Source organism: Streptomyces sp. R33 (assembly GCF_041200175.1).
Lineage (GTDB): Bacteria > Actinomycetota > Actinomycetes > Streptomycetales > Streptomycetaceae > Streptomyces > Streptomyces katrae_B.
Genome location: NZ_CP165727.1, coordinates 4,129,196 through 4,142,479, shown reverse-complemented (window position 1 = coordinate 4,142,479; position 13,284 = coordinate 4,129,196). Strand labels below are relative to the sequence as shown.

General features: G+C 72.4%; 9 protein-coding genes and 1 tRNA gene. 8 read left to right on the top strand and 2 right to left on the bottom strand.

What is annotated here, in order from left to right; translation table 11 throughout:
- The first annotated feature begins 198 nt into the window (after positions 1–198).
- The 6 genes from AB5J51_RS18900 (at position 199) to AB5J51_RS18875 (ending at position 10,256) form a co-directional block, all read left to right on the top strand.
- Positions 199–396 carry a hypothetical protein gene (locus AB5J51_RS18900; protein ID WP_369778119.1) on the top strand — a complete coding sequence of 66 codons (198 nt, stop codon included), beginning with the start codon at positions 199–201 and terminating at the stop codon, positions 394–396.
- Between the two features lie 312 nt (positions 397–708).
- A complete protein-coding gene (gene topA / locus AB5J51_RS18895) occupies positions 709–3,531 on the top strand; it encodes a type I DNA topoisomerase (RefSeq protein ID WP_136224670.1) in 2,823 nt (940 codons plus the stop codon).
- A gap of 161 nt (positions 3,532–3,692) precedes the next feature.
- Entirely contained in the window at positions 3,693–6,935 is a 3,243-nt protein-coding gene (gene tmk, locus AB5J51_RS18890) for a dTMP kinase (RefSeq protein WP_369778118.1), read from the top strand.
- Between the two features lie 101 nt (positions 6,936–7,036).
- Positions 7,037–8,248: a DNA polymerase III subunit delta' gene (locus tag AB5J51_RS18885; protein ID WP_369778117.1), complete on the top strand. Its 1,212-nt coding sequence runs from the start codon at positions 7,037–7,039 to the stop codon at positions 8,246–8,248.
- 198 nt (positions 8,249–8,446) lie between these two features.
- Positions 8,447–10,015, top strand: coding sequence for an alpha/beta hydrolase (locus AB5J51_RS18880; protein WP_136224668.1), 1,569 nt, complete (start codon positions 8,447–8,449; stop codon positions 10,013–10,015).
- 167 nt (positions 10,016–10,182) lie between these two features.
- Positions 10,183–10,256 (top strand) — tRNA-Thr (locus AB5J51_RS18875).
- A gap of 392 nt (positions 10,257–10,648) precedes the next feature.
- Here AB5J51_RS18875 and AB5J51_RS18870 read toward each other — a convergent pair.
- Both AB5J51_RS18870 and AB5J51_RS18865 read right to left on the bottom strand, forming a co-directional pair.
- Positions 10,649–10,879 (bottom strand): hypothetical protein, encoded by a 231-nt coding sequence (locus AB5J51_RS18870; protein WP_369778116.1) that lies wholly within the window; start codon positions 10,877–10,879, stop codon positions 10,649–10,651.
- Between the two features lie 7 nt (positions 10,880–10,886).
- Entirely contained in the window at positions 10,887–11,207 is a 321-nt protein-coding gene (locus tag AB5J51_RS18865; RefSeq protein WP_369778115.1) for a hypothetical protein, read from the bottom strand.
- Positions 11,208–11,545: 338 nt separating this feature from the next.
- Here AB5J51_RS18865 and AB5J51_RS18860 point away from each other — a divergent pair, with 338 nt between their 5' ends.
- Together AB5J51_RS18860 and AB5J51_RS18855 are read left to right on the top strand one after the other, a co-directional pair.
- The gene (locus AB5J51_RS18860; RefSeq protein WP_136224666.1) at positions 11,546–12,793 is read left to right on the top strand and encodes a serine hydrolase; all 1,248 of its coding nucleotides are present in this window, start codon (positions 11,546–11,548) and stop codon (positions 12,791–12,793) included.
- 4 nt (positions 12,794–12,797) lie between these two features.
- Positions 12,798–13,259 carry an N-acetyltransferase gene (locus AB5J51_RS18855; RefSeq protein ID WP_053787857.1) on the top strand — a complete coding sequence of 154 codons (462 nt, stop codon included), beginning with the start codon at positions 12,798–12,800 and terminating at the stop codon, positions 13,257–13,259.
- Positions 13,260–13,284: the final 25 nt, after the last annotated feature.

Sequence of the window (13,284 nt, the reverse complement as noted above, 5' to 3'; positions counted from 1 at the left end):
CCTCCCGGCGCCGCGGCCGCGGCCCGTCATCGGCGGCGGCCCGGACGTGGCCGGATCCGTGACGTAACCCGGGGTTCGCACGCCGTATCCCGCCTGTCGGCAGGCTCCCGCCCAGGGGGACGGCCAGGGGCGGCGGGGGCGGTCCGCGGGGATCCGTACGAGACCCCGAAAGCGCTCGGAGGGTAAGGGGGGAACGGCATGGAGAACGGTCCGGCGGTCTTCGCGGCAACCGTGTTCCTGCTGTTCGGGAAGGCTCTGCCGGGCTGGACGGGGGCGCGTTCCCTGCGCCGCGCGCCGGTGGCCGAAGGTGTGCGCCCCGCCGTCGCCCTACCGCCGGCGCTGCTCGCGTCCGGGGTGTCCCCGGCGCTCGGCTCCCGGTGCCTCGCGCGGCTGTGATCACCGGCCCGGTGACGGGCCGATCCCGGCCGGTGACCTGCTGATCCCGACGCGCCGACCGGCCCGGATCCTCGTCCGAAAACAGGACGTCAGAGGGGGTGCGAGGGCGGGGCCAGACGGCCCCCTGGCCACTCGGCCCGGTGATCGCGACGGGTCCGCCGCGGTATCCGGGCGGCAGAAATGGCACTTGTCGGGTTACCGTTCGAGTGGCCGTTGCGGGCTTCTGCCGTTTGACACGGGGGCGGGTTGTACCGTCACACTCCGCAGCGTCGCCGTACCGCGACCGAGTGCCGACCGGAGAGAAGAGCCAAGTTGTCCCCGACTAGCGAGACCGCAAAGGGCGGCCGCCGACTCGTCATCGTCGAGTCCCCTGCCAAGGCGAAGACGATCAAGGGCTACCTCGGCCCGGGATACGTCGTCGAGGCGAGCGTCGGGCACATTCGCGACCTCCCGAACGGCGCCGCCGAGGTCCCCGACAAGTACACGGGCGAGGTCCGCCGCCTCGGTGTGGACGTCGAGCACGACTTCCAGCCGATCTACGTCGTCAACGCCGACAAGAAGGCCCAGGTCAGGAAGCTCAAGGAGCTGCTGGCCGAGTCCGACGAACTCTTCCTCGCCACCGATGAGGACCGCGAGGGCGAAGCCATCGCGTGGCACCTGCAGGAAGTCCTCAAGCCCAAGGTCCCCGTCCACCGGATGGTCTTCCACGAGATCACGAAGGACGCGATCCGCGACGCCGTCGCCAACCCGCGCGAGCTGAACCAGCGCATGGTCGACGCCCAGGAGACCCGCCGCATCCTCGACCGCCTGTACGGCTACGAGGTCTCGCCGGTCCTGTGGAAGAAGGTCATGCCGCGGCTGTCGGCCGGCCGTGTCCAGTCGGTCGCCACCCGTCTCGTCGTCGAGCGGGAGCGCGAGCGCATCGCCTTCCGCTCCGCCGAGTACTGGGACCTGACCGGAACGTTCTCCACCGGCCGTGCCGGTGACGCCTCCGACCCGTCGACCCTGGTCGCCCGCCTGAACACGGTGGACGGCAAGCGCATCGCGCAGGGCCGTGACTTCGGCTCGAACGGGCAGCTCAAGAGCGAGGTCCTGCACCTCGACGAGGCGAACGCCCGGGCGCTGGCCGCTGCGCTGGCGGACACCTCGTTCGCCGTCCGGTCGGTCGAGTCCAAGCCGTACCGCCGCTCCCCGTACGCCCCGTTCCGCACGACGACGCTGCAGCAGGAGGCCTCGCGCAAGCTCGGCTTCGGTGCGAAGGCGACGATGCAGGTGGCGCAGAAGCTGTACGAGAACGGCTTCATCACCTACATGCGTACGGACTCCACCACGCTCTCCGACACCGCGGTGTCGGCGGCGCGGGCGCAGGTCACGCAGCTCTACGGGGCCGACTACCTGCCGGAGAAGCCGCGCGTCTACGCCGGAAAGGTCAAGAACGCGCAGGAGGCGCACGAGGCGATCCGTCCCTCGGGTGATCGTTTCCGCACCCCGGCCGAGACGGGTCTGACCGGCGACCAGTTCCGCCTGTACGAGCTGATCTGGAAGCGGACCGTCGCCTCCCAGATGAAGGACGCGGTCGGCAACTCGGTCACCGTCAAGATCGGCGGCCGCGCGTCGGACGGCCGCGACGCCGAGTTCACCGCGTCCGGCAAGACGATCACCTTCCACGGGTTCATGAAGGCGTACGTCGAGGGCGCGGACGACCCGAACGCCGAGCTCGACGACCGCGAGAAGCGGCTCCCGCAGGTCGCGGAGGGCGACGCGCTGTCGGCCGAGGAGATCACGGCGGACGGCCACTCGACCAAACCGCCGGCCCGCTACACCGAGGCGTCGCTGGTCAAGGAGCTCGAGGAGCGGGAGATCGGCCGCCCGTCGACGTACGCGTCGATCATCGGCACGATCCTGGACCGCGGGTACGTCTTCAAGAAGGGCACGGCGCTCGTGCCGTCCTTCCTGTCGTTCGCCGTGGTCAACCTGCTGGAGACGCACTTCGGCCGGCTCGTCGACTACGACTTCACGGCCAAGATGGAGGACGACCTCGACCGCATCGCGCGGGGCGAGGCCCAGTCCGTGCCGTGGCTGAAGCGGTTCTACTTCGGTTCCGAGGACGCGTCGGAGGTCGTACCGGCCGACGGCGACCACCTCGGCGGCCTGAAGGAGCTCGTCACGGACCTCGGCGCGATCGACGCCCGGGAGATCTCCTCCTTCCCGGTCGGCGAGGGCATCGTGCTGCGCGTCGGCCGCTACGGGCCGTACGTGGAGCGGGGCGAGAAGGACGCGGAGGGCCACCAGCGGGCCGACGTGCCGGACGACCTGGCGCCGGACGAGCTGACGATCGGGTACGCGGAGGAGCTGTTCGCGAAGCCGAGCGGCGAGTTCGAGCTGGGCAAGGACCCGGTGAGCGGGAACGAGATCGTCGCGAAGGACGGCCGCTACGGGCCGTACGTGACGGAGATCCTGCCCGAGGGCACCCCGAAGACGGGCAAGAACGCGGTGAAGCCGCGGACGGCCTCGCTGTTCAAGTCGATGAGCCTGGACACGGTCACGCTGGACGACGCGCTGAAGCTGATGTCCCTGCCGCGTGTGGTGGGCGCGGACGCGGAGGGCGTGGAGATCACGGCCCAGAACGGCCGCTACGGCCCGTACCTGAAGAAGGGCACGGACTCGCGGTCGCTGGAGACCGAGGACCAGCTGTTCTCGATCACGCTGGACGAGGCGCTGGCGATCTACGCGCAGCCGAAGCAGCGCGGGCGGGCCGCGGCCAAGCCGCCGCTGAAGGAGCTGGGCACCGACCCGGTCAGCGAGAAGCCGGTGGTGGTCAAGGACGGCCGCTTCGGGCCGTACGTGACGGACGGCGAGACGAACGCGACGCTGCGGCGGGACGACGACGTCGAGACGATCACGCCGGAGCGGGGCTACGAGCTGCTCGCGGAGAAGCGGGCGAAGGGCCCGGCGAAGAAGACGGCGAAGAAGGCCCCGGCCAAGAAGGCCACGGCGAAGAAGGCCACGGCGACGAAGACGGCTGCGGCGAAGAAGACGACGACGGCGAAGAAGGCCGTCGCGAAGAAGGCCCCGGCCAAGAAGACGGCGACGAAGAAGACGGCCGCGGCCACCCCCGCCCCGTCGGACGACTAGCCTCCGGCACCGCTGCCGGGGGCTCCGCCCCGGACCCGCGGGTCCGGGGCGGAGCCCCGTGACCGTCCTGGCCGGCCAAGGGCCACAAGTGGGGCCGGAGTCACACAGGACGGTTATCCACGGGCTCCGCACCCGCCAAGCGCAGCGGATAGGCTGGGCGGATGACGCGAGCCGAGCAGCCAACGGTCGTGACCGCCCCCGCGAACCCCACCTACGACGAAGCCCTCGCCGCGGATTCCCGCGAGCGCGCGGTGCGCGCACTGCTGCGCACCCCCAGGCTGCGCCGGCTGTGGAGCGCCCAGCTGGTGAGCGGCATCGGCGATGCCCTCGCCCTGCTGGTGCTGGTGCTGCTGGCCTTCCAGACGGCGGTCTCCGAGGAGACCTTCGGCAGCGGCTACCAGGGCTGGGCCCTCACCGTCGCCGCCGTCTTCGGGGTCCGGATCCTCGCCACCCTGCTCTTCGGCGCCGTACTGCTCGGCCCGCTGGCCAAGCTCCTCGCGCCGAAGGAGGCCGGCGGCAAGCTGGACCGCCGCTGGACGATGGTCGGCGCCGACGGGATCCGGCTCGGTCTGTTCGTCGTCGCCCCGCTCTGGCTCGACTGGATCCCGGCCCACGCGCTCACCGCGCTGCTGGCCACCGTCTTCGTCTCCGGCGTCGCCGAGCGGCTGTGGACCCTGGCCAAGGACAGCGCGGCTCCCGCCCTGCTGCCCTCGCCGCCGCCGGAGGGCGCGACCGTACGCCCGCTGCCGGACCACCTCGACGCGCTGCGCCGGCTGACCCTGCGGACGTCCTTCGCCGCGATGCCCGTCGCCGCCGCCGTGCTGCTCGTCGCGACGCTCGTCGGCAAGGCCCTCGGCCTCGGCGTGGACTGGTTCGCCGAGAACCAGGCCGCCCTCGGCTCGTACGTGGCCTCCGGCCTGTTCGCGGCGTCCGTCTCCCTGCTGCTCCCGCTGGTGCTGCCCGCGGCGAAGACCCCGCGCCCGCGCTCTCCTCTGGAGGGCGGGCGGGCCCCCAAGGCGGGGGACCGCCCGGAGAAGGGCCGTACGGGGGCCGTTCCGCTGCTCGTGCTGGCCAGCGCCGCCGTCGCCGGAGCCGTGTCCAGCGCCGCCGCCGTGGCCGTCCTGCACGCCTTCGACCTGGGCGGCGGCCCCGCCACCTTCGCCCTGCTCGTCCTGGCCCTGCTCGGCGGTACCGCCGCCGGCATCCGCGCCACCCAGGCCGGCAAGGTGCTCCCCGCGCTCTCCCGGCGCCGGCTGCTGGCCCTGGCCATCGCGGTGGCCGGACTCGCGCTGCTGCTGACCGGGCTGGTCCCGGACACGGCCACCGTGCTGTTCCTGTCGCTGCTCGCGGGCACCGCCGCGGGCGTGGCCGCCAACACCGGCCACACCCTGCTGGACCAGGAGACCGAGGAGTTCCGCCGGGCGCGGGTCACCGAGCACCTGCAGGCCGTCGTACGGGTGGCCGTGGGCGTCGGCGCCGTCCTCGCCCCGGTCCTGGCCGCGGCGATCGGCCCGCACCGGCTGGCCGCCGGGGACGTCGTCTTCGCACACGGCGGGGCCGCCTTCACCCTGATGCTGGTCGGCGCCCTGCTGCTGCCCGTCGCCGTCGTGGTCCTCGCCAAGGCCGACGACCGCAGCGGTGTACCGCTGCGCCGCGACCTGCGCGAGGCGCTGCGCGGCGGGGAGCCGGTGCAGGCCGCGTCCGACGCCGGGTTCTTCATCGCCCTGGAGGGCGGCGACGGCGCCGGCAAGTCCACCCAGGTCGAGGCGCTGGCCGACTGGATACGGGGCAAGGGGCACGAGGTCGTCGTGACCCGCGAGCCGGGAGCCACGCCGGTCGGCAAGCGGCTCCGCTCGATCCTGCTCGACGTCTCCTCGGCCGGGCTGTCGAACCGCGCCGAGGCGTTGCTGTACGCCGCCGACCGCGCGGAGCACGTGGACACAGTCGTGCGGCCCGCCCTGGAGCGCGGCGCGGTCGTCATCTCCGACCGCTACATCGACTCCTCGGTGGCCTACCAGGGTGCCGGGCGCGACCTGTCCCCGACCGAGATCGCCCGGATCTCCCGCTGGGCCACCGACGGGCTCGTCCCCAACCTGACCGTGCTGCTCGACGTAGCGCCGGAGGCGGCGCGCGAGCGGTTCACCGAGGCCCCGGACCGGCTGGAGTCGGAGCCGGCCGAGTTCCACCAGCGGGTGCGGGCCGGCTTCCTGACGCTGGCCGCGGCCGACCCCGGGCGCTACCTGGTGGTCGATGCCGGCCAGGACCCGGAGTCCGTGACCACCGTCGTGCGCCACCGCCTGGACCGGATGCTTCCGCTCTCGGAGGCCGAGGTGGCGGCCCAGGCCGAGGCCCGGCGCAAGGCCGAGGAGGACGCCCGGCGCAGGGCCGAGGAAGAGGCCGCGCGCAAGGCGGAGGAAGAGCGGCTGCGCGCTGCGGAGGAAGCACGCCTGAAGGCCGAGGCCGAAGCCGCCCGGATCAAGGCCGAGGCCGAGGCCGCCCGCAGGGCGGAGGAAGAGCGGCTGCGCGCCGAGGAGGAGGCCCGTGTCCGGGCCGAGGCCGAGCGGCTGCGCGTGGAGGCCGAGGAGAAGGCCCGCGCGGCGGAGCTGGAGCGGCTGCGCAAGCAGGCGGAGGAAGAGGCCCGGCTGCGTGCCGAGGCCGAGGAGCGGCGGCTGGAGAAGCAGCGGCGGGCCGAGGAGGCCCTGCTCAGGGCGGAGGAGGCGCGCCGGCTGGCGGAGGCCTCGGCGGCCGCGGCGGCGGCCCAGGCAGCGGCAGCGGCTTCGGCCCCTGCCGCGGCGCCGGCACCGGCCCCCGCTCCGGCACCGGCCCCCGCTCCCGAGGCGCCCGCCCCCAAGGTGGCCATGACCAAGGAGCCGCTCCCGGACGATGCGGTGACGGTGGAGACTCCGCTGGTCAAGCGGGTCGTCCAGCCGGACGACGTGACCCAGACGGTCCCCGTGCCGAAGATCGACCCGGCGGCGGAGACCTCCGTTCTGCCGGCCGTCCCGTCGGCCGGCCCGGCCGACGAGACGGCGGTCCTGCCGCCCGTACGCCCGTCGTCCCGTACGAGCCCGCAGGCCGGCCCGGCTCCGGCCGGGCAAGCCCGCTCCGCCACGCGGCCGACGGCCCGCCGTCCGGAGGAGAGCCCGGCCGACCGGGTGCCGCCGGGGATCTTCCGGGACTCCGGCGACGACGTGACCCGCGAGCTCCCGCTGCTCGGCGACGACGGCGGCCCGAGCGGGCAGGGCGCGCAGAGCCGGCCGGCTCAGTCGGCGCGGCCGAGCCGGCCGCGTCCCGCCTGGGCCGAGGAGACCCCGCTGGACGATCTGCCGACCCTGGCGGACGAGCTGCTGGGCCCGCGCCGGGACGACGAGGACGAAGAGGGCGGTCCGCGCCGCCGCCGCTGACGGGGATTGTCAGTGGCGCACGCCACACTGGGGGCGGGCACGAGCAGGACGAGCGGTACGGACGGCCAAGGGAAGACGGCCGGTGAAAGGCGGTGGGCGGGATGCCCGTATGGGACGACCTGGTGGGACAGGAGCGGGTGCAGTCGCAGCTGGCCGCCGCCGCCCGTGACGCCGACGCCCTGGTCACCGCCGTCGAGGCCGGGGCGCCGCCGCCCGCCACGTCCAAGATGACGCACGCCTGGCTGTTCACCGGTCCGCCCGGCTCCGGGCGGGCCACCGCCGCCCGTGCCTTCGCGGCGGCCCTGCAGTGCACCAGCCCCGACCGCGCCCTCGGGGGCGAGCCGGGCTGCGGGTTCTGCGACGGCTGCCACACCACCGTGGTCGGTACGCACGCCGATGTGGAGATCGTCCGTACCGATCTGCTGTCCATCGGTGTGAAGGAGACCCGTGATCTGGTCCGCCGGGCGCAGCTCTCGCCGGCCGTGGGCCGCTGGCAGGTCATCGTCCTCGAGGATGCCGACCGGCTGACCGAGGGCGCGGGCAACGTGCTCCTCAAGGCCGTGGAGGAGCCCGCTCCGCGGACCGTGTGGCTGCTGTGCGCACCCTCCCTGGAGGACGTGCTGCCCACCATCCGCTCCCGTTGCCGCCATCTGACCCTCCGTACCCCGCCCGTCCACGCCGTCGCCGATGTGCTGGTCCGGCGCGACGGCATCGAGCCCGCCGTCGCCGCGGCCGTGGCGCGCGCGACCCAGGGCCACATCGGCCGGGCCCGCCGGCTCGCGCAGGACGAGGCCGCCCGGGCCCGCCGGGCCGCCGTGCTGAAGCTCCCGCTCCGCATCGACGACGTGGGCGGCTGCCTCAAGGCCGCCCAGGAGCTGGTCGACGCCGCCGCCGAGGACGCGAAGCAGGTCGCGGAGGAGGTCGACACCAAGGAGACCGAGGACCTGAGGGCCGCACTCGGCGCCGGGGCCGGCACCGGCGGCCGCATGCCGCGGGGCACGGCGGGCGTGATGAAGGAGCTCGAGGACCGGCAGAAGCGCCGCCGCACCCGTACCCAGCGCGACACGCTCGACCTGGCGCTGACCGACCTCACCGGCTTCTACCGGGACGTGCTGGCCCTCCAGCTCGGCTCTTCGCTGGCGATCGCGAACGAGGAGATACGGCCCGACCTGGACCGGATCGCCCGCGCGTCCGGACCGGAGCGCACCCTGCGCCGGATCGAGGCGATCATCGCCTGCCGCGATGCCCTGGACCGCAACGTGGCCCCGCTCCTCGCGGTCGAGGCGATGACGATGTCCCTCCGAGCCGGCTGAGCTGCACCGGGGCCGCCTCGCACCGGGGCCGCCTCGCCTTCAACCGCCGTTGACCGTTTCACCCGTTTGAGCGATCCGCCGAGGTCGGGCCGGGTACGGCGGGATCGGTGCGGGGCTGCGGCGAGCCCGCGGCGGCGGGCGGCCGGTCGGCGGGGGCGCGTCCGGGCCGCGTCGCCCGGCAGGACGTAGGCTCCGAGGATGGACACCAGTCGCCTGCTGCGTACGACCGGAACCGTGATCGCAGCTGCGGGGCTGCTGCTCTCGGGGTGCACCTCGGACGGGTCGGGAGGGCCGAAGGCCGTCGCGTCCTCGGCCGGGGGCACTGCGCCGGCGGCCGCCTCGACCGCGGTCCCGGCCGCGCTGCGCCCGTACTACGAGCAGAAGCTGAGCTGGCGCGACTGCGGTGTCCCCGGGTTCCAGTGCGCCACGATGAAGGCCCCGCTGGACTACGCGCACCCCGAGTCCGGCCAGGACGTCGACATCGCCGTGGCCCGCCGCCAGGCCACCGGTCCCGGCAAGCGGCTGGGCTCCCTCGTGGTGAACCCGGGCGGCCCCGGCGGCTCCGGCATCGGCTACCTCCAGGCGTACGCGGGCATCGGCTACCCGGCAGCCGTCCGCGCCCGGTACGACATGGTGTCCTTCGACCCGCGCGGGGTGGACCGCAGCAGCCCGGTCCAGTGCCTGACCGGGCCGGAGATGGACAAGTTCACGCAGGTGGACCAGACGCCGGACAACGCGGCGGAGCGGGCCGAGCTGGTGGCCGCGTTCAAGCAGTTCGCGGCCGGCTGCCAGTCCCGCTCGCAGCGGGTCCTGCCGCACGTCTCCACGGTCGAGGCGGCCCGCGACATGGACGTGCTGCGTGCGGTGCTGGGCGACGAGAAGCTGGCGTACGTCGGCGCCTCGTACGGGACCTTCCTCGGGGCGACGTACGCGGAGCTGTTCCCCGGGCGGGTCGGCCGGCTCGTCCTGGACGGCGCGATGGATCCCTCCCGTCCGGCGCTCGAGATGAACCGGGACCAGACCGGGGGCTTCGAGACGGCCCTGCGCTCCTTCATCAAGGACTGCGCGAAGCAGTCCGACTGCCCGCTCGGGAAGGGCGGGCCGGAGGCGATGACGGAGCAGCTCAAGGAGTTCTTCCGCAAGGCCGACGCGCAGCCCGTGCCCAGCGGCGATCCGGACCGCCCGCTGGGCGAGTCCCTCGCCACGACGGGGGTGATCGCGGCGCTGTACGACGAGAGCGCGTGGCCGCAGCTGCGCGAGGCGCTGACGGCGGCGATGAACGGCGACGGGTCCGGCCTGCTGGGCCTGGCCGACAGCTATTACGAGCGGGAGGCGGACGGCAAGTACGCGAACCTGATGTTCGCGAACGCCGCCGTGAACTGCCTGGACCAGCCTCCCGCCTTCGCCGGCCCGGATGCGGTCGACGCGGCTGTGCCGTCCTTCCAGAAGGCCTCCCCGGTGTTCGGCGCGGGCCTCGCCTGGGCCTCGCTGAACTGCGCGTACTGGCCGGTCAAGGCCACCGGCGAGGCCCGCGCCCTGACGGCGAAGGGCGCCCCGCCGATCGTGGTGGTCGGCACGGTCCGGGACCCGGCGACCCCGTACAAGTGGGCCCAGGCGCTGGCGCAGCAGCTCGACTCGGGCGTCCTGCTCACGTACGACGGCGACGGCCACACGGCGTACGGCCGCGGCAGCGCCTGCATCGACACGGCGATCAACCAGTACCTGCTGGCGGGAACCCCGCCGAAGGACGGCAAGAAGTGCACCTGACGCCCCTGCCCCGCCCCAGGCGGTGAGATGCCCCCGATCGATCCCCATATGCCCCCTACGTCCCACCCCTCCACAACGTGGTTCGGGGCACCCCGTTTCAGCCTGTAGACTTGGCGCCGCTGCTGATGAGAGCTCCTCTCCGAGGGAACACTTGTCTGACCAGCGGTGCCGCCTTAGCTCAGTTGGCCAGAGCAACGCACTCGTAATGCGTAGGTCTCGGGTTCGAATCCCGAAGGCGGCTCTGTAGAAGCCCCAGGACTCACTCGCCGTGACCTGGGGCTTTTGCTATTCCCGGGGCCGGTCGGCGCATGCAGCGGCCGGGCCCGAAACCCGGTGCGTGAGCGGAGGGGCTGTCAGCCCGTGCGCGTGGCGAACATGCAAGCCGCCTTCGCCACCAACGCAGCCATCGGCGTCCGGGCGACCAGGGCCATCGACGGTGAGCAACAACGACCAGGCCCGCTTCGTGGCCGCCACGGGACACGAGGCACCCCGCCTGGCCACGAGGCAGGTGCCCGGATGGCATCCTCGACCGCTTACTTGCCGTGATCGTGGGGGTTTCTCGCTTCCCGGGGCGGCGTCGCGGCCCCATCTGCCGCTTCAGGGACGCGAGTTCGGTCAGGCCGCGCCGGGGATCTATCCGGGGTGGGTGGGCTCTTTTCTGAGGTGGGTTCGCAGCGCCCAGCGGGCGAGGCTTCCGATGGCGAGGGCGGCGATGATCGAGCCCCAGTCGATGACGTGGGGCAGTCCCGGGAAGAAGGCGAAGAAGGCGAGGGTGGCGGCGGCGCCTGCGAGGAAGGCGCCGATTCCGGAGCGCCGGAGTCTGGTGTCTCGGGCAGGGTCCTCGGGCCTGCTCTGCGGGCTCATGTGCGGCTCACTTCGTGATGTGGTGGCACTGGCCGGCCCACCGGACGCCGTTGACGTGGATGTACGCGCATGCTTTGCCGTAGCGGGGGAGTTTCTGGGGTGCGTTGTCCCGCATCGGGTTGATCTTGCACTCGGTGTGCGTCTTGCCGCGGGACGTGCGGTAGATCTTGTTGTCGGTGTCCGCGTAGGTGAAGTCGATGCGCCAGTTGCAGAAGCCCGCGTTGAGGGCCCCGACGAAGCCGCAGTCGACTCCGGCGTTCTGGTAGGTGATGGTCTTGCCCTCGCCGCGGATGATGTGGGTGAACATGCATCCGGTGGGGACCTTCATGGTGACTCCGCCGACTTGGTATTCGGAGGTGGCCACGGGGGTCGAGCCGATGGCGCCGGCGTGTGCAGGCGCGGGGGGTAACAGGGCGAACGTGGCTGTCGCGGCGAGAGCGACGGTGATCTTTGCTGAAGGCGCTTGCCCATGCGTGTCTTCTTCTGGCGGAGTTTCCGTATATACCGGAACTCGTTTTGTGCGTTCAGGTTTCTGCACTGGAGCGCAGTCCACTGCGAAGAGTGACTGGGCGATTACGGGGTCGACGGGGCTCCCGGTCGCTCGGGGGGCGGGACGGAGCTAGGTTGGGAAGGCTGGACCCGGGCGACGCGTGGCAGGAGGCCGGCATGTCGACACGGTTGCGCAAAGTGGCGGTGGGGATGGCCGCAGCGGGCCTGGTGGTGGTGCCTCTGGGGGTGGGGGCGGGGTACGCGCTGGACGGGTCGGTGGGCTCCGGTGCTTCGGTTTCGGCTCCGGTGACCCCCAGTGCCTCGGCTTCGGCCCCGGTTGCCGCCGACGGGGAGTTTCCACAGCTCACCCCCGCCGTGGCGCGGCAGTTGGACGACGCCGTCCGGAAGGTGATGAGCGAGGCGAAGATACCCGGGGTGATGGTGTCGCTCTCGGCCCCCGGCAAGGGCGAGTACGTGCGGGCCTTCGGTGTCGCCGACAAGGCCACCGGCCAGCCGGTCAGCACGAACATGTACATGCGCATAGGCAGCGTGACCAAGACCTTCACCGTGACCGCCCTGCTCCAGCTGGTCGACCAGGGCAAGGTCGGGCTGGACGACCCCATAGGCAAATACGTGAGCGGGGTGCCCAACGGGGACCGGATCACGCTGCGCGAGCTCGCCGGGATGCGGAGCGGGTTGTTCAACTACTCCGAGGACGAAGGTTTCTTCAAAGCCCTGACGAGCAATCCCCGACGGCCCTTCACCCCGCAGGAGTTGCTCGCGTACTCCTTCAAGCACCCGGTGCTGTTCGAGCCCAACGCGAAGTTCTACTACTGCAACACCAACCTGATCCTGCTGGGGCTGGTGGTGGAGAAGCAGAGCGGGCAGAGGCTCAACGACTACATCAACCAGAAGGTCGTCCGCCCCGCCGGTCTGCGGCACACGCTCTTCCCCGTAGGCCCGGAGTTCCCGAGTCCGCACTCCCAGGGGTACACGGACCAGACCGCGAGCGGGAAGGTCGAGGACGCGGCCGACTGGAACCCCTCCTGGGGCTGGGCTGCGGGCGCCATGATCTCCGATCTCGGTGACCTGAAGACCTGGGCCAGGGTCCTGGCCACGGGCACGCTGCTGAAGCCCGCCACCCAGGCCGAGCGCCTGAACGTCGTCGAGGCGCTGCCCGGCGCCGGTTACGGCCTGGGCATCTTCAACGTCCAGGGCTGGATCGGCCACAACGGCTCGTTGCCCGGCTACCAGGCGCTGGTCGTGTACCTGCCGCAGGCGAAGGCCACGCTGACGCTGACGCTGAACACGGACATCTCCTACGAGGGTTCCGAGCCCAGCACCCTCTTCGGCGAGGCGATCACCAAGATCGTCACCCCGGACCACGTCTTCAGCCTCCCCGCCCAGCCCGTTACCGGACACTGAGTGCATGGATGATGTGAATGTGGTGGTGCGCGTTGCAGGTGACGGGGATGTCGACGTCGCGGGTGGGCTGTTCCGCGGGTACCTCGATTTCTACGAGGTGAAGGTCGAGGACCCGGACCGGCCCCGCGCCTTCCTCGCGGAGCGGATCCGGGCCGGCGAGTCCCTGGTGCTGCTCGCCGACGTCCCGGAGGCCGGCACGGTCGGGTTCGCGCAGGTCTACCGGACCTTCTCGTCGCTCGCCCTGCGGCCCGTCTGGATCCTGAGCGACCTGTACGTCGACCCGTCCGGCCGCCGCACCGGCGCAGGACGGGCGCTGCTGCGCGACGTACTGCGCCGGGCCCGGGAGGCCGGGGTGGCCGGGGTGCAGCTGGAGACCGCTTACGACAACCACGTCGCGCAGAGCCTGTACGAAGCGGAGGGTTTCGAACGCGACGCGTTCCACGTCTACTTCCACGGACTGGGGTGAAACATTCCGGCACCCCCACCGCGTC

Bases quoted from the DNA above. Each gene is read 5' to 3' on its own strand.
- AB5J51_RS18900 (WP_369778119.1), top strand. From the start codon at position 199: ATGGAGAACGGTCCGGCGGTCTTCGCGGCAACCGTGTTCCTGCTGTTC.
- tmk (WP_369778118.1), top strand. From the start codon at position 3,693: ATGACGCGAGCCGAGCAGCCAACGGTCGTGACCGCCCCCGCGAACCCC.
- AB5J51_RS18885 (WP_369778117.1), top strand. From the start codon at position 7,037: ATGCCCGTATGGGACGACCTGGTGGGACAGGAGCGGGTGCAGTCGCAG.
- AB5J51_RS18880 (WP_136224668.1), top strand. From the start codon at position 8,447: ATGGACACCAGTCGCCTGCTGCGTACGACCGGAACCGTGATCGCAGCT.
- AB5J51_RS18870 (WP_369778116.1), bottom strand. From the start codon at position 10,879: ATGAGCCCGCAGAGCAGGCCCGAGGACCCTGCCCGAGACACCAGACTC.
- AB5J51_RS18865 (WP_369778115.1), bottom strand. From the start codon at position 11,207: ATGAAGGTCCCCACCGGATGCATGTTCACCCACATCATCCGCGGCGAG.
- AB5J51_RS18860 (WP_136224666.1), top strand. From the start codon at position 11,546: ATGTCGACACGGTTGCGCAAAGTGGCGGTGGGGATGGCCGCAGCGGGC.
- AB5J51_RS18855 (WP_053787857.1), top strand. From the start codon at position 12,798: ATGGATGATGTGAATGTGGTGGTGCGCGTTGCAGGTGACGGGGATGTC.